General features: G+C 67.9%; 13 protein-coding genes. 1 reads left to right on the top strand and 12 read right to left on the bottom strand.

All coding sequences use genetic code 11. From position 1 onward, the window contains the following. Positions 1 to 14 precede the first annotated feature (14 nt). Together fae and GobsT_RS08025 are read right to left on the bottom strand one after the other, a co-directional pair. On the bottom strand, positions 15 to 515 hold the full coding sequence (gene fae, locus GobsT_RS08030) for a formaldehyde-activating enzyme (protein WP_010034623.1): 501 nt from the start codon (positions 513 to 515) through the stop codon (positions 15 to 17). 384 nt (positions 516 to 899) lie between these two features. Further along, complete coding sequence (locus GobsT_RS08025) at positions 900 to 1,331, bottom strand: ACT domain-containing protein (protein ID WP_010034626.1); 432 nt, start codon at positions 1,329 to 1,331, stop codon at positions 900 to 902. 138 nt (positions 1,332 to 1,469) lie between these two features. Between GobsT_RS08025 and GobsT_RS08020 the strand changes: the two genes are divergently transcribed. After that, positions 1,470 to 4,082, top strand: coding sequence for an amidohydrolase family protein (locus GobsT_RS08020; protein WP_010034629.1), 2,613 nt, complete (start codon positions 1,470 to 1,472; stop codon positions 4,080 to 4,082). A gap of 104 nt (positions 4,083 to 4,186) precedes the next feature. Here the strand turns inward: GobsT_RS08020 and GobsT_RS08015 are convergent, their stop codons facing one another. The 10 genes from GobsT_RS08015 to GobsT_RS07970 all read right to left on the bottom strand — a co-directional run bounded on the left by GobsT_RS08015 (position 4,187) and on the right by GobsT_RS07970 (position 14,958). After that, complete coding sequence (locus GobsT_RS08015) at positions 4,187 to 5,344, bottom strand: transposase (RefSeq protein ID WP_010033207.1); 1,158 nt, start codon at positions 5,342 to 5,344, stop codon at positions 4,187 to 4,189. 115 nt (positions 5,345 to 5,459) lie between these two features. Beyond that, positions 5,460 to 5,957, bottom strand: a complete 498-nt coding sequence (locus GobsT_RS08010) for a hypothetical protein (RefSeq protein ID WP_010034632.1) — start codon at positions 5,955 to 5,957, stop codon at positions 5,460 to 5,462. A 57-nt stretch (positions 5,958 to 6,014) separates the two neighbouring features. Then, the gene (gene hpnE / locus GobsT_RS08005; protein ID WP_010034634.1) at positions 6,015 to 7,457 is read right to left on the bottom strand and encodes a hydroxysqualene dehydroxylase HpnE; all 1,443 of its coding nucleotides are present in this window, start codon (positions 7,455 to 7,457) and stop codon (positions 6,015 to 6,017) included. Positions 7,458 to 7,475: 18 nt separating this feature from the next. After that, positions 7,476 to 8,417 carry a phytoene/squalene synthase family protein gene (locus GobsT_RS08000; RefSeq protein ID WP_010034650.1) on the bottom strand — a complete coding sequence of 314 codons (942 nt, stop codon included), beginning with the start codon at positions 8,415 to 8,417 and terminating at the stop codon, positions 7,476 to 7,478. A gap of 19 nt (positions 8,418 to 8,436) precedes the next feature. Continuing rightward, positions 8,437 to 9,573, bottom strand: a complete 1,137-nt coding sequence (locus tag GobsT_RS07995; RefSeq protein ID WP_010034653.1) for an HlyD family secretion protein — start codon at positions 9,571 to 9,573, stop codon at positions 8,437 to 8,439. Between the two features lie 103 nt (positions 9,574 to 9,676). Then, the gene (locus GobsT_RS07990) at positions 9,677 to 10,405 is read right to left on the bottom strand and encodes an ABC transporter ATP-binding protein (protein ID WP_010034655.1); all 729 of its coding nucleotides are present in this window, start codon (positions 10,403 to 10,405) and stop codon (positions 9,677 to 9,679) included. Between the two features lie 62 nt (positions 10,406 to 10,467). Next, positions 10,468 to 11,595 (bottom strand): ABC transporter permease, encoded by a 1,128-nt coding sequence (locus GobsT_RS07985; RefSeq protein ID WP_010034657.1) that lies wholly within the window; start codon positions 11,593 to 11,595, stop codon positions 10,468 to 10,470. Positions 11,596 to 11,694: 99 nt separating this feature from the next. After that, positions 11,695 to 13,680, bottom strand: a complete 1,986-nt coding sequence (gene asnB, locus GobsT_RS07980) for an asparagine synthase (glutamine-hydrolyzing) (RefSeq protein WP_010034660.1) — start codon at positions 13,678 to 13,680, stop codon at positions 11,695 to 11,697. 33 nt (positions 13,681 to 13,713) lie between these two features. Then, positions 13,714 to 13,929, bottom strand: a complete 216-nt coding sequence (locus tag GobsT_RS07975; RefSeq protein WP_010034663.1) for a type II toxin-antitoxin system HicB family antitoxin — start codon at positions 13,927 to 13,929, stop codon at positions 13,714 to 13,716. Between the two features lie 177 nt (positions 13,930 to 14,106). Further along, positions 14,107 to 14,958: an SDR family NAD(P)-dependent oxidoreductase gene (locus GobsT_RS07970; RefSeq protein ID WP_081471436.1), complete on the bottom strand. Its 852-nt coding sequence runs from the start codon at positions 14,956 to 14,958 to the stop codon at positions 14,107 to 14,109. Positions 14,959 to 15,223: the final 265 nt, after the last annotated feature.

Raw genomic sequence — 15,223 nt, 5'->3', positions numbered from 1 at the left:
TTCCGCATTGAGCGTCACTCGAACGGGTGCGGGGTGTCCTTCTTGGCGATGATCTCGTCGATGCTCGGGCTCTTCTGGATCGCGTTCTTGATGGCCAGCTTCACGGCCTCGTAGTTGTTCTTGTAGATCTTCTTGTTGTCGTTGGCGCTGGGGGCGATGAACACCCCGCACACGATCACCCAGTTCTCGGCCTCGGCCTTCGGGAGCACGCCCTCGACCACGCTGTCCACGACCGCGCGGGCCACGGCCGCCTGGGCCGGGCCGAACATCTGCATCACCTGGGCCGACTTCTTCATCGTCACCTTGGTGACGGTGACGGTGGCCGGCTTGGCCGGGATGTTCGGGCTGACGACCGCGAGCAGGTTGGTGTGGCCGGCGGTCTGGCTGGCGAGGGCGTTGGCGAACGCGACGCCGACCGGGCCGTCCTTCGGCCCGATGAGCAGGTCGATGTGGGCCACGTTGTCCAGGTCGCTGCCTTCGATGACCAGACCTTCGCCGACGTACATCACGGACATGGGCCGCCTCGGTGGGTGAGAGAGTCTCGATCCTGGGGTACGGCGTAGATGCTAGCGGTGCGCCTCACGAAAGCAACCACTTGCGCCGGTTTCGCGGGAATTGGGCCGGGCGCGTGCCGTCGGCTCCCGCAGCGTCTCGTGCGTCTCATCACTGGGCGACGCGGGCCGGGAATGGAGCCGGTCTCGCCGGACCGGGGCGATGAACGTCCCGCGCGCGAAACGGCTCCGCGCGCCCGGTGCCGGGACTCGGTTCGCAGGTGTTAAGCTGTTCGCGGGTGCGAGGTGCGAGAGGTGCCCCGCCTACCGATGCAGGCGGGGGCGTTCACACGGGTGAGCGGAAGACAACCGGGTCCAAAGCGGCCCCGGGCTCTGGCTGTTGGGGCCTCAAGCGGTGCCCAGCTCGGCGAGAATGGTGGCGGCCTTGTTCGCGTCCGCGACGGAGTCGAACGTGGCGTACCCGACGAACTTGCCGCTGATCACCGACATCACGAGCCCTTGCAGGTTGATCCCGGCCATCTCCCACGCCTGGGTGACGCGCCCGCCCAACCCGGCCTTGTCGTCGCCCTCCACCCGCATCACGATCGGCTCGCTCACCTCGTGCAGCCCCACCGCCTTCGCGGCGGCCAGTTCGCCGGTGCCGGTGAGGGGGGCCACGTACAGGTCCCCCACCCCGGGCTTGTTCAGCGACCGCTGGCTGTACACGTACTCGAGGTGCGCGCCCGCCTCGGCCAGCTTCTTCAGCTTGGCCGCGGTGCCGCCCGGCTTGTCCTCGACCTCGGCGTGGAACAGGTGAACCCGTTGCATCTTGAAGCTCATGACCGCTCTCCGGTTTTGAAGTGAAGTCGCGAAGGGGTCGGCGACGCGACAGGTTTCCCATCCGCGATGATAACTCTGGCACACGGCTTTTCAACCGGTTAGCGTTGTTGAATCCGCCCGTTCCGCCACGAGGTCCGCATGCGCAGGCTCGCCGCTCTCGTTCCGATTGTCATCGCGTTGTCACTGCCGCTCGTGCCCGGGGCCGGCGCGCCCGCGGCCGCCCGCGCGGCCGACGCCGACCGGGTCACCGCGTTCACGGGCGCCACGATTCACACCGCCGCGACCGACCGGCCGATCGAGAACGGCACGCTCGTCGTCAAAGGCGGGCGGATCGCTGCCGTCGGGGCCGCGGCGGACGTAACGGTCCCCCCGGGGGCCGAAGTCGTCGACCTCAAGGGGCGCGTCGTCATCCCCGGGCTGGTGGACACGCACTCGCACGTCGGGGTGTACAGCCGCCCGGGCGTGGCGGCCAACTCCGACGGGAACGAGATGAGCGGCCCCGTGCAGCCGGGGGTGCGGGCCATCGACTCGTTCAACGCCGACGACCCGGGCATCAAGATGGCCCTCGCCGGCGGCGTCACCACCGCCAACGTGATGCCCGGGTCGGGCAACGTGATCGGCGGGCAGACCGTTTACGTGAAGTACCGGGGCCGGAGCGTCGAGGAGATGCGGGTCACCGGCCGCGCGTGGGGGAAGGAGATCCTCGGCGGGCTGAAGATGGCCAACGGCGAGAACCCGAAGGGGTACGGCCGGGGTAAGGGCGTCGCCCCGTTCACGCGGATGAAGGTCGCCGCCATGCAGCGGGAGACGTTCCAGAAGGCGAAGGAGTACCGGGCAAAGCTCGAAGGGGGCGGCAAAGTCGATCGCGACGTGGCACTCGAGCCGCTCGTGGAGGTGCTCGACGGCAAACGCACGGTCCACTTCCACTGCCACCGTGCGGACGACCTGCTCACCGCCGTGCGCCTCAGCGAGGAGTTCGGGTTCGAACTCGTGCTCCAACACGCCACGGAAGGGTACCGCGTCGCGGACGTGCTCGCGAAGAAGAAGATCCCGGTTTCGCTGACGCTCATCGACAGCCCCGGCGGTAAGGCCGAAACGATGGGCCTGCTCGAAGAGAACGCCGCGATCCTGAACAGTGCCGGGGTGATCGTCACCATCAACACCGACGACAGCGTCACCGAGTCGCGGTTCCTGCTCCGGACGGGCGCGATCGCGGCGCGCGGCGGGATGTCCGAAGCGGACGCGCTCAAAGCCATCACCATCCGCGCGGCGAAGCTGCTGCACCTCGACCACCGGCTCGGCTCGCTCGAAAAGGGCAAGGACGCGGATTTTGCGGTCCTGAGCGGTTCCCCGTTCAGCGTGTACACTCGTGTCGAGCAGACCTGGATCGACGGCCAGAAGGTGTTCGACGTTATCCCCGATCGGGGCTACCAGACCGGCGGGTTCGCGCTGCCCGCGGGCGAGAAGTTACCGACCCCGCCTCCCGGGCCGCGCCCGGCCCCGGAGGCCCGTGACCTGGGCACGCCGACCTTCGACGGCAACACGCCGGAACTGAAGGGCGCGGTCGCGGTGACGGCCGAGTTCATCCACACCGGCGGCCGCGTTTTCCCGGGGGTGATCGTGGCGAAGGACGGGAAGATCCTGCACGTCGTTGCCGGCGAAGCCACAGCCAAGAACATGCCGATTTATAAGGCGAAGCACGTCACCCCGGGGCTGATCGACCCGTTTTGCTCGGCGGGGCTGAGCGGCGCGTGGAACAGTCCGGCCGACCAGGACCAAGACGAGACGAGTGACCCCAACCAGGCGGACCTCCGGGCGCTCGACGGCTTCAACCCGCGGGAACCGCTCCTCGATTTCCTCGTCGCGAACGGCACCACGGTGGTTCACGCGACCCCGGGACGGGTGAACCCGATCGCGGGCCGCGGCGGGGTGTTCCGCGCCGACGGCACCACGGCCGACTCCGCTCTGGTACCTGTCGGGGCGCTGGTGGTGAACCTGGGAGAATCGTCAAAGGGCAAATCGCCGACGACCCGTATGGGCGTCGCGGCGTTGGTGCGCAAAGCGTTCACCGACGCCGACGCGTACCGCACCAGCAAGCCGGCGGCGAAGAACCCCAAGCACGAAGCGCTCGTGCCCGCGCTCGAGGGCAAGGCGAACGTCTACTTCGCGGCGCACCGCAGGGACGACATTCAGACCGCCCTGCGGATCGCAGCGGAGTTCAAGCTGAAGCCCGTGATCGCGCTGGGCACCGAAGGGTACCGCATGGCCGAGGAACTGAAGCAGGCCGGCGTTCCGGTCGTCGTTCACCCCACCATGCTGCGCGCCGGTGGTAGCATCGAAACGATGCACGCGTTCACCGGAAACGTTGCGGCGCTCGACGCGGCCGGCGTCCCGGTTACCGTTTGCACCGGGTTCGAGGGGTACGTTCCGAAGACGCGGGTGCTGCGTTACGAAGCGGCGATGGCCGCGGCGGCGGGTATGGACCGCGAGCGGGCACTGAGCGCGATTACGATCAACGCCGCGAAGCTGCTCGGCATCGACAAAGAGTACGGCAGTATCGAGGTGAGCAAGGTTGCCGATCTCGTTCTGTACGACGGCGACCCGTTCGAGCACACGACGCACGTCACGCACACGCTCCTGCGCGGGAAGGTGGCGTACGACCGCGCCGAGTACCTGAAACTGCCGTTCGAGCGGCGCGTGCTTCCGCTCCTCACCGGCGGCAGCGGAACGGGGTGCTGCTTGGGCTGGTGAGTTTGTAATGCGGAACCTTCAAATGCGGAATGCGGAGTGCGGAATTCGGAATTGAAGGCAGAAGACCTCTTGGCTTCCTGTCTTCAATTCCGAATTCAGTAGTTTCAAGTTGGCGGCTTGGTTTTGTTGGCCGATCGTGCAGTAGTAATGGACTTATTTTCGCCATCTGTAGGTGCCAGCCCATCGGCCAACAGTATCAGGCATACCGCCGCCAGTGTCCACCCGAGGCCGCGGGCTGAGCGGGACCACAACCAGGCGTTACGCAGGATCAGCCCGACGGCCACCCACAGGAGTCGCACGACCCCATCGGTGGTCGAGGTCCGGGGCCGAACCTGCCCCAACTGGCGGTAGCTGCTCTCGATCCCGAATCGGGTCCGGTACAGGTCCCGAATCGCCACCGGGCTCCCGCTCACCCGCCACGCCGCGTACAGTAACTTCTTGCTCCGCCGGCCCCCGGTCCGCCGGTACCGGTAGCTCTTGTGAGCGATCACCACGTGCACCCGCACCGAGGTGCCCCGATCCGCGTGGGTGTACGCATATCGACCCGCGCCCCGCCGCCGCACGGCCCGCAACCCGACCCCCTTCACCCCGGGCCGGGGCTTGCGGCCCCGGACCACGGCCGGGATCACGAACGGCACACCCCGCGCCTGGAGCAACCGCATCACCGCGATCGAGAAGAACGCCTTGTCCAGCAGCGCGACCCGGACCGTAACCCGTGCCGCCGTCACCTGATCCAACAGCCGGGTGAGCACCGCGGTCATCGGCTCCTTCTCGCCCACGGCCGTCAACCCGAGCGTGTACCGGTCCGGTCCCCCGACGAGGCACGCGGTGGCGTACGTGTGGAACGTGTGGGTGCCGCCGGCCCCCTTGGACCGGGTGGTGTCCCGGTTCGGCGTCCCGAAGTACCCGATCCGGTGGTAGTCGATCGCGACCCGAGCCGCCCGCTTCCGCTTGCCGAGCGGGGCGTGGAGGGCCGGCCGCAACCGCCGCTCGAGGGTGCGGCGCCGCTTGGGCAGCGTGAGGTACAAGCAATCCCAGATGGCCTGCCCGGACGGGGCGTCGGCGATCGCGGCACAGGCCGCGGCCACCGAGCGGGCGAACGCCGCGGCGAACAGCACCACCCGCCACACCACCTCGGGTGTACAGGTGCGGCGACGCTTGGGCAGTTGGACCGCACGGCCGAGCCAGTCGGTCAGGACCGGACGGAGGTGCCGGGTGGCGTGGGCCGGGGTGGCTCGGATAGACTGACGTTTGGGTCGCATGGGGGCTCCGACAGTGGAGGCGTGGTAACCACCATTGACCGGTAAACCCATGCGGCCCGCTACTCATAAATCGCCCAACTTGAAACTACTGGAATTCCGCACTCCGCATTTCTTCCTACTCGCTCAGGTCGCTCTCGGTGAACAGCGTGAAGCCCTGGGCTTCCAGGGCGGCGGCGGCGGTCTCGAAGTCGTCCACGTACACCGCGATGGCCGTGTTCCCCAGCGGCCCGACGCCGATCAAGAGCGGGTACATGTAGCAGATGTCGATTTCGGCGCTCAGCAGCGCTTTCGTGATAGTGAGCAGCGGCCGGTCGTCGTCGGGGAGTTTCACCACGAGCAGGTCGCTCTCGGTGAACGCGAACTTCGCGTCCGTGAGGATCTCGTACCCGCGCTCGTAGTGGCTCGGCACCAGCCGGATGATGGCGCAGTCGGCCGTTTCCACCACGGTCAGCGACACCACGCGGATGTCGGTCTGCTCGAACCGGCGGACCAGATCGAGCAGCGCGCCCATGCGGTTCGCCAGGAACACGTTGAACTGCCGCACGCTCGGCCAGTCGCGCCCCTTCGCGGTGTCGAAGTCCACGGGCGCGTCATCGCCTTCGCCGAAGCTCATCAAAGACTCCTCGCCCGCCGGGCGGCGGGCGTGTGCAACGGGTTGTCCTCGGTGAGTTTACTCGCACGGTCGCGCGCGGGTCAACGGAAAGGCGGGGGCGACACCCGCCGGGCGGGCCCAGGACAACTCGGGTTGCACCAACTTCGCGGGCTGTCCGGCGCGGGCGAGAATCGCCTCGGCGGCCAAATAACCGCTCCGAACCGCCCCCTCCATCGTCGCGGGCCAGCCGGTGTCGGTCCAGTCCCCGGCGACCGCGAGGTTCCACACCGGGGACGCCTGGGGGGGCCGCCACCGGTCCACCCCTGGCACCGCGCTGAAGGTCGCAGTGTGTTCGGTCACCACCTTCGCGCGGAGTAACTTCGCCTGCGCCACCGGCGGGAACAGGCGCCCGAGTTCTTCATAAATGCGGCGCTGGATCTCTTCCCGGCCGAGCCCCTTCAGATCGCGGGCGGCGCTGACCACCACTTGCAGGTAGAACTCGCCGGGCGCGACCTCGCCGCGATCGAACACCCACTGCCCCAGGCAGTCCACGAGCACGGCGTGCGGGAGCTTCATGGTGGGCCGATCGAGCCACAGGTGGACGCTCGTGATCGGCGACGGCGTGAGGCCGTTCGCGCCGCCGAAGTACGGCTCGCCGGCCAGCTCTCCAGGCAGCAAATCGGCGACGCGGTCGAACGGCACCGCCAGCACGTACCAGTCGGCGGTGAGGGTGGAACCGTCGCGGAGGGCGGCCCCGCTGATCCCCTCTCCCTTTAACAGCCGCTTCACCCCCGCGTTCTCGCACACCTCCACGCCGTGCGTCGCGAGCCACCCGCGCAGCTCGTCGCCGTAGAGCCGGCCCAGCGGCACACTCGGAACGTGGACTGTGAAGGCGTCGCGGTGCCGCACGAACCCGTCGCGGAACACCTTGCGGGCGTACTTCAGCCCCACGCGGTCAACCGTTTCGTTCAGCGCGCTGGTGAGCACGATGGCCCAGAACCGGTTGATCGTGCGTTCATTCTGGAAATGCGCCTTCAGCCAGGGGAGCAGCGGCGGGTCCGCGTCCGGGCGCTCTAAGAGCATCCGCCCGAGCCCGTAGGCCACGCGGAGCTTGTCGAGCGGCGTGAGGTAGTGCGCGCCCATCAGCGCCCGCCCGAGGTGGAACGGCGCCGGCCACGGGTCGCTCTTGAAAACACTGACCCGTCGGTCGGGGGTGACGAAATACAGCCTCGGTTGGGGCGAAAGGAGGTGCTCGGCGCCGACCGTGCGCAGCAGGTGGGCGAAGTTGGTGCAGCAGCCCATGCTGACGTGCTGGCACGCGTCCACGAGCTGGTCGGTTTGCGGGTCGCGGAACGACCCCGCGCGCCCGCCGAGCCGGTTACGCGACTCCAGCACGGTCACCTTGAACCCGCGGCCGGCGAGCCCCACGGCCGCCGCCAGCCCCGCCAACCCGCCGCCGACCACAATCACGGAGCCCGACGCGCGCGCCGGCGGTTCCGATTTCGGTTCTTCGTTCCGCATTCCGAACTCCGCGGCGCGTTACACGACGCCCCACTTGATCAGGTACCCGGAGCCGAACGCGGCGACCTTGCGCCACTTCGGCACCCGCACCCGGGCCGTGAACACGTCGTATCCGCGGCGCTCGATCTCGTCGAGCAGCGCGCGGTAGGAGTTGAACATCATGTGGCAGATCGCCCAGCCCTCGCGCGACAGCAGCGGGAGCAGGGCGGCGCCGCGGCGGTAATACTCCCGGGCGCGCGTGACCTGGGCCTGCATCATCGCGCGAAAGTTCGCCGCGTTCCCCGGGTCGCGCCACAACTCCGGCGGGCACCCGGACCGCGCGAGTTCGTCGGCCGGAAGGTACACCCGCTCGCGCGCGTAATCTTCGGCCAGGTCGCGAAGGATGTTCGTGAGCTGGAACGCGATGCCGACCGCCTCGGCCGGTTGGTCTGTATCGCTGAAGGTTACACCGGGCCGAATCCCCCAGATGCGGACGCACGCCAGTCCCACCGCCGACGCCACGCGGTAGCAGTACGGGTACAGTTCGCTGAACGTCTGCATCCGGACCGGGCCGAGGTCGGTCTCCATCCCGTCGATCGCGTCGAACAGGTATTGCGGGGGGATGTCATAGCGCCGGACGGTCTCGGCCAGCGCGGGGTGTACGGGGTGGGTGAACGCGCCGCCGAGTGCGGCCTTTAAACTGACACGCCACGCCGCGAGCTTGGCCCGCTTCGCCTCGACCGCTCCGTCCTCGTCGGCCAGATCGTCGGTGACCCGCATGTACGCGTAGAGGGCGTTCATCGCCCGCCGCTTCGCGGGGCACAGGAGGCGGAACGCCAGCGGGAACGAACTGTTCGCCGCGGCGGTGATGGCGCGGCAAGCCTGGAAAGACCGGGGGATGAGGGGTGCGGTGCGGGGCGCACCGCGGGGCACCGCGGGCGCGCTCGGCCGTACCGGTGTCACGAGGTGCTCGACGTTCACTCCCCGCCCCTCGCTGGTTTTACTGCCCCATGTTCACGCGCACCCGCTGCCCCACGCGGAGCGGCGGCTTCCCGGCCGGGGCCGGGTCGGCAATGTCGATAACCGCCTCAATGACCCGCGTGTCACTGCCCAGGAAGTTCTCAGCACTGGCGCGCTTCAACAGGAAGGTGCTCCCGATGTGCCGCACCGTCCCGGTGTAGGTAAGTTTCGCATCGCTGTGGTCCATTACGGTCACTGGCTTGCCCGTGAGCCCCGGGCCGACCCGGTGCGCGAACTCGGCCTCGACCTCGGCGCGAACCACCCGCGGCCCGGCCGGAATCAGCCACAACGCGGGCGTGCGGGTGCTGATCCCGAGCGTCGCCCCGGCGCTGATCGACACCTGCTCCACGGTGCCCGCGGTCCGCGCCCGCACGACGCACATTTCTACGGCCGCCTGTGCTTTAGCGAGTTCGGCCCGCGCCTGCTCGACCGCGGCCTGCGCCTCCCTCACTTGCACCTGCGGGTCGGCCGCTTCCAGCCGGGCCAGGTTCGCCTTTACCACGTCGCGCTCGCCGACCGCGGCGTCGTAGTCCACATGGGCCTTATAGAGGGCCGGATCGGTCTTCAGTTTCGCCTCCCACTCGGACTCGGGAAGCCGGTCCACCTTCTTGTAACCTGTGATGATGTTCTCTTTCACGAGGTTGTAATACGACTGTTGGGCGGTAACCTTGCGCTCAGAGTTGGCAAGTGCGGAACTGCGGGTGAAATCGATGGTCGCTTTGTGCTGCTTGGCCAACTCCTCGGCCTGTCTGACCTTCGTCTCGGCGTAGGCCACTGCTGCCTTCGCGCGGTCCACGTCTTTCTGCTGAATGGTGGAATCGAACACGTACAGTTCCTGCCCGGCGGCCACCTCGTCGCTGTCCTTGACGGACACCTTCGCAATGGTACCGGACTGAATTACCGGGGGCAGCCCGTAGGAAACCGGCGGCGGGTCCGTGTCAACGGTCCCGAGCACCACCGGCCCGCCCGCGGCCCGCGGCGGCGGCACGTCCGCGCCTTTCGCGGTCGCCTCCGACCCGCTCCCGTGAGTCAACGCGCGGGCGCCCACGAGGCTGCCGACCGCCAGCCCGAGCCCGATCACGATCAGCACCGGTCGCATCTTGCGGAGCCAGTTCATGGGCATCTCCCAGTAGTGGAGCCCGGTGGCGGGCGAAAACCGCGTGGACCGAAACTCCGAAGCCGCTGTGACGGCCCGTTCGTTTTCGGCTCACCGCACGCACTCACTCCGCGGGCAGTTCCCGCCGTTCCAGGTGACCGTCGTCCAGGTGGTAGTACACGTCCACGAACGGCAGCAGCCGCGCGTCGTGAGACACGCACAGCACCGAGGCGCCGCGCTGGTGGGCCGCGTCGCGGAGCAACTCGATCACCTTCTGCCCGTTCTCCCAGTCGAGGGCGCTGGTGGGCTCGTCGGCGAACATGAACGACGGGTTCTTCACGAGCGCCCGGCCGATGGCGACCCGCTGCTTCTCGCCCCCGGACAGTTGGGCCGGCTTCTTGTTCTTGTTGTTCCCCAGCCCCAGCCGTTCGAGCATCTCGTCCGCCCGGCGCCGGGCGTCCCCGCCGTCCGCCCCCTCGCCCCACTTCAGCACGATCTCCAGTTGCTGCCGCGCGGTGAGGGCCGGGAACAGATTGTACCCCTGAAAGATGAACCCCGTGTGCTTACGGCGATGCTGCTCGCGCTCCTTGGCGGTCAACTGCCAGATGTCCCGCATCGCGCCGTCGTCGTCCGCGAGCACCTGCCCGCTGTCGGGCTCCAGCAGCCCCGAGAGGACCGCCAGGAGCGTCGATTTGCCGCTCCCGGACGGCCCCATGAGCAGCACCAGTTGCCCCGGGTACAGGTCGATGGACACTTCCCGCAGCGCCGCACGCCGGGCCGTGCCGTCGCCGTAGGTGCGCATCAGCTTCACACCCCGCAGGCACGGCGTCGAACGGCTCGCGGTCCGGCTCATGAATGCTCCCTGCCTTGGATGCTCGGCACTCGAGTTCGGTTCGTGGTGTTCGACACCAAACACTATCGCAGCAACGACATCGGCTCGATCTGGCGCACGCTCCGCAGCGCGAACACGCCCGACACCAGCGCCATGCCGACGGTCACCACCACCGTGCCCAACTGCACCTCCCAGCGGAGGTCCACGTCGGCCCCGATCTGCCGGGCGCCGAGCCGCAACCCGAGGCACACCGGGTACGCCAGCGCGACCCCGACCACCCCGACCCAGAACGACTGGACCATTACCATCAGCGAGATCCGCCACCGCGGCACGCCGAGAGCGAGCAGGATGGCGAACTCCTTGGCGTTCGCCGCGGTCGCGGAGTACAGGGTCTGCGCGGTGATGACCGACCCCACGATCAGCCCGAGCAGGGCCGCGTACCCGATCGCGACGCCCGCTTTAGTGCGGGTCAGCCAGTACAACCGCGACCGCTGGGAGAACTCCTCGGCAGCGTACGCCCCCATGTCGGACCCGTACTGCGCCCGCAACTCGGCCGCGATCGCCCAGGCCCGCTCCGGCGACTCGCACTTCGCCAGCAGGTAGGTGACGTGGTCCCCGGGCATGAGGAACCCCAGCAGGTAGCGGGCGGTGTGCTCGCTGCACAGCACCCACGGGGCCGCGAGGCTTTTCAGCCCGCGCACCGTCCCCACCACCTTGACGTCTTTCCCGTTGATCTTCGGCTTGCCGTCCTGGTCGAGTCCGAGCCGTTTGGTCATGTCGGACTCGTCCACGATGATCGCGCCCGGCATGGTGAGCGCGTTCCGCTGGTCCGCGGTGAGCATCGCCGGCAGCCCTGCCGAATCGCCGTCGAGCTGGCTGCCCAGCAGGTAGCACAGTTCGGTCCCGCCGCCCGGCTTGCTGAAGTTCGCGAAGTTCGCGATGTACAGCTCCACCGACTTCACCCCCGGCGTCCCCGCGACCCGGCTGACGTACGACACCGGGATCGGCTTGCCGAGGTCCACGCTCGACACCTCGCGCGACCCGACCCACAGGTCCGCGGTGGTGTTGTCCACCGGGATCGAGGTGATCTTGAACAGCCCGAGCAGGAGCCCGCACTGGAGCGCGATGAGCACCGCCGAGAAGGTCACCGCCAGCACGCCCGAGGCGTACCGCTGGCGCTCGTGCCACAGAGTTTGGAGGGCATACGACATAGTCAAAAGTCGTCAGGTCGGAAGTCGTAACGTCCAGAACCGCAAAACCGACAGTCGCAACACCGACTGGTCGCAGAGGCCCGGTCGGACCTCATGACTTTACGACCGGTCGACTTTTGACTCCAAATCGCAGAGCGAGCCGTCGAGGTACAGGTGGTGCCACAGTTGCGTGGCGAGCACCCCGGTGAGGCCCATTTCCAGCCCGGTGCGGGCCACCCCGCCGCCCGGCCGGGCGAGCCGCTGCCGCGCCTGGGCCACCGCCTCGGCGTCGAAGTAACCGGCCTTCCGGAGCGAATCCGGCGACAGCACCTGATCGATCCACGTCCCGCCGGCACCGCCCCCGCGCACCGCCGCCCAACTGTCCATCGGGGCGCGGAACATCTTCTTCGTGCGCCACGCCACATCCCTGGGCAGCCACCGCTCGGCCACCTTACGTTCGATGAACTTGTCCCGCAGCAGCCCGCGCAGCTTCCACCGCGGGTGCAGCTTCGCCATGTACGCGATCACGTCCTCGTCGAGGAACGCGTACCGCGTCTCCACCGACGAGTGCATCGCGATCCGGTCCCCCTTGGACGCGAGCAGGTGCCCGGGCAGCATCACCCGCGCGCCGAAGTACATCTGCCGGTTGAACGGGTGCCACCGGTGCAAGTCGGCGGGGATCTCGAGGTCGTCCAGCGCCGCCCGGCCGATCAGCGCGGCCCGGGTGTCGCCGGTGAAGAACCGCAGCTTGTTGGTGCTGATCAGCCCGTACAGGTCGCCCCACCCGTTCGGCCCGCCGAGCCGGTCCAGCGAGTGCAGGTAGGCGGCGCGCGGGAACCGCGGCGCGCCGCTGAGCCGCTGGAACAGTTGCCGCACCGCGAACCCCAGCGGTACGCCCGGGATGCGGTCCATCCACCCGATCAGCTTGCGGATCTTGAACCACGAGTACCCGCCCAGCCACTCGTCGGCGCCCTCACCAGTTAGAGCGACCTTGTACCCGTTTCGATGCACCGCTCTCGCTAAATGAAGGAGGGCCAGGCAGGACGTGTCGATGACCGGGAACTCGGCGGCGGCGATCAGCTCCGGGTAGCCGGCGCGGAGCTGGTCGTGCCCGCAGTCGACTACTACCGGCGAACAGCCCAGGTGCTTGGCCGTCGCCAGCGCCTCGGACTTCTCGTCGAGCCCTTTCGCGTTGACCGAGACGGTGAACGTCGGGATGGGCCGCCCCATCGCCTTGTTCGCCATCGCCACGACGACGCTCGAGTCCACGCCGCCGCTCAGGTACGACACTACGGGCACGTCGGCCCACACCCTGCGCTGGACCGCGGCGTACAGCACCTCCTCGAACCCGTCGACGACCTTCTTCTCATCGGCGCCGTAGTCCTCGTGCCCGCAGTCCGGGTACTCCACCCGCCAGTAGGTCTTTTGCGCGGTCGCCTGCTCCGGCGTGGTCTGCCCGAGCTTGAAGTGCAGGTACCGGCCGGGTACGAGGCACCGGATGCCCTGAAAGACCGTAGTCGGTCCGGGCATCGCCATGAACGTGAAGATGTGGTTCAACCCGTTCAGGTCGGCCTTGCGCTCGACCAGCCCGGAGGCCAGCAGCGCCTTCATCTCGGAAGCGAAGAGGAGCCAGTCGGCGCCGTCGTGCTTCACGGTCGTGTAGAACAGCGGGCAGATGCCGGCCCGGTCGCGTGCGAGCACGACCTCGTTCGTCCGGCTGTCCCAGACGCAGATCGCGAACTGCCCCTTGAGGTGCTGAAGGAACTCGGTGCCGTGATCCTCCCAGGTGTGGGGGATCAGTTCGGTGTCAGTGTGGGTCCGGAAGACGTGCCCTTTGGCCTCAAGGGTCTTGCGCTTCTCCTTGTAGTCGAAGAACTCGCCGTTGAAGACGGTCCAGACGCTCCGGTCTTCGTTCGAGATGGGCTGCTGACCGTCGGCGAGGCCGACGATCGAGAGACGGCGGTTGGCGAGGTGCAGCCCGGGGCGTTCGAGGTAGCCGTCTTCGTCCGGCCCGCGATGGTAGATGGCCTTCGCCATCGCCGACACCACGCCCGCGGGGGCGCGGCGCTGGCCACTCAGGTCGAACATCCCCGCGATCCCACACATCAACCCACCCTCAGCGGATCAGAAGCAGCCACTTTACGCGAACATTAACCGGCCCCGCGGCTCGGGAATCGGCCGACCCAGCTCTTTCGCCGTTTCGAGCCACTCGGCGATAACGATCTCGACAGCGGCGAGTGCCTCCCGGCGGGTCGCGCCGTCGGCCGCGCACCCGGGCAGTTCCGGCACCGTGGCGATGTAGGCGTCGTTCGCCTTACTCCAGTGCAGGATCGCCTCGTAACGGTCGCTAGTCATTGTCGCCTCTGGTCGCGCTGACGCACGCTCTGGCGATTCGCTCGCGGCACCGGCTGTCACTTAGGACTTCGAGTCAAAAAATCGTCAGGTCAGCAAGTCGTAAAGTAACAAACCATTACTATCGCTTGGTTTGTGACTTTACAACTTTTCGACGATCGGACTTTTGACCAGAAGCCCTCAGCTCTTCCTGCCCGCGTTCTCGCGCCGGGCGAACTTCCACACCTTGCGCTGCATGAAGAACCGCACCCCGCGCGGGAACATCCGCTTCCCGAACCACACCCACCACGACACGAACCCGACCGCCGCTTCGGTGCGGTTCCGCAGCAGGCTCCTTACGACCGCGTCGGCGACCTCGTCCGACGGCTGGGCGCCCTCGAAGTCGAGGTGGATCTTTCCCTCGTTCCGCAGCAGGTGGCGCTGGAGGTCGTCGCTCCGCACCAGCCCCGGGAGTACCAGAAGAACGTCGATCCCGAACCGCTCGAACTCGCCGCGGAGTGACTCCGTGAGACCGACGAACGCGTGCTTGCTTGCACAGTGTTCGGACATCGACGGGATGCCCCACCGCCCGCAGATGCTCGCCACGTTCACAATGGCGGGGCGCCAGCCGTCGCTCGCGGTCTCGAAGCTCCTCGTCAGGTGCGGCGCGCACGCCCGGATCATTTCGACCGGGGCGAAGAAGTTCACCTCCAGCACCTTGCGAACGATCTCCTCGCTCGACGTGCTGAACTCCCCGAAGCTGCACACGCCCGCGCAGTTAATGAGCACGTCCAGCCGGCCGAAGGTTGCGACCGTGTCCCGAACGATCCGCTCCCGGTCCTCGGCTCGGGTCACGTCGCCGGGGAACGCCGCGGCCCGCGCGCCGGCGGCGTTCAGTTCCTCGACGAGGGCCGCCAGGTCGTTGGCCGAACGTGCAGTAAGGGCGAGTGTTGCGCCGAGTTTTGCGAGCCGCACCGCGGCGCGGCGGCCGATGCCCCGCGACGCCCCGGTAATCAGCACGACCCGACCTCGGACCTCCCGGCGCGTACCCATTCTTCATCGTCCCCGGTGCATGCCGCACATCAGACCCATCTGGACATTTTAGGGCGACCGGTACCATCCGCCAGTGCCGCGCCCGTGGGCATCCCGTTCGCGGCGGGTGCCTGTTCGTATAACACCCGCGCCAGGCGCTAATTGCGTCGCGCGCCCCGCGGGGAGCAAGGAACCAGTGGTTTGAACCTCATTTCTCTTTGCTTTCTCGACCTTCCGCGCCTGTCGCGGTGAATACTCTTTCATTCTGCCGTCTCGCGTTCACCGG

It is taken from the genome of Gemmata obscuriglobus, from assembly GCF_008065095.1.
Classification (GTDB): Bacteria; Planctomycetota; Planctomycetia; order Gemmatales; family Gemmataceae; genus Gemmata; species Gemmata obscuriglobus.
This window is presented reverse-complemented; position numbering and strand designations above follow the sequence as displayed.

What these genes read in the sequence shown, in the direction of transcription:
- GobsT_RS07985 (WP_010034657.1), bottom strand. Translation starts at nt 11,595, where the DNA reads ATGTCGTATGCCCTCCAAACTCTGTGGCACGAGCGCCAGCGGTACGCC.
- GobsT_RS08020 (WP_010034629.1), top strand. Translation starts at nt 1,470, where the DNA reads ATGCGCAGGCTCGCCGCTCTCGTTCCGATTGTCATCGCGTTGTCACTG.
- GobsT_RS08010 (WP_010034632.1), bottom strand. Translation starts at nt 5,957, where the DNA reads ATGAGCTTCGGCGAAGGCGATGACGCGCCCGTGGACTTCGACACCGCG.
- fae (WP_010034623.1), bottom strand. Translation starts at nt 515, where the DNA reads ATGTCCGTGATGTACGTCGGCGAAGGTCTGGTCATCGAAGGCAGCGAC.
- GobsT_RS07990 (WP_010034655.1), bottom strand. Translation starts at nt 10,405, where the DNA reads ATGAGCCGGACCGCGAGCCGTTCGACGCCGTGCCTGCGGGGTGTGAAG.
- GobsT_RS07995 (WP_010034653.1), bottom strand. Translation starts at nt 9,573, where the DNA reads ATGAACTGGCTCCGCAAGATGCGACCGGTGCTGATCGTGATCGGGCTC.
- hpnE (WP_010034634.1), bottom strand. Translation starts at nt 7,457, where the DNA reads ATGCGGAACGAAGAACCGAAATCGGAACCGCCGGCGCGCGCGTCGGGC.
- GobsT_RS07975 (WP_010034663.1), bottom strand. Translation starts at nt 13,929, where the DNA reads ATGACTAGCGACCGTTACGAGGCGATCCTGCACTGGAGTAAGGCGAAC.
- GobsT_RS07970 (WP_081471436.1), bottom strand. Translation starts at nt 14,958, where the DNA reads ATGGGTACGCGCCGGGAGGTCCGAGGTCGGGTCGTGCTGATTACCGGG.
- GobsT_RS08015 (WP_010033207.1), bottom strand. Translation starts at nt 5,344, where the DNA reads ATGCGACCCAAACGTCAGTCTATCCGAGCCACCCCGGCCCACGCCACC.
- GobsT_RS08025 (WP_010034626.1), bottom strand. Translation starts at nt 1,331, where the DNA reads ATGAGCTTCAAGATGCAACGGGTTCACCTGTTCCACGCCGAGGTCGAG.
- asnB (WP_010034660.1), bottom strand. Translation starts at nt 13,680, where the DNA reads ATGTGTGGGATCGCGGGGATGTTCGACCTGAGTGGCCAGCGCCGCGCC.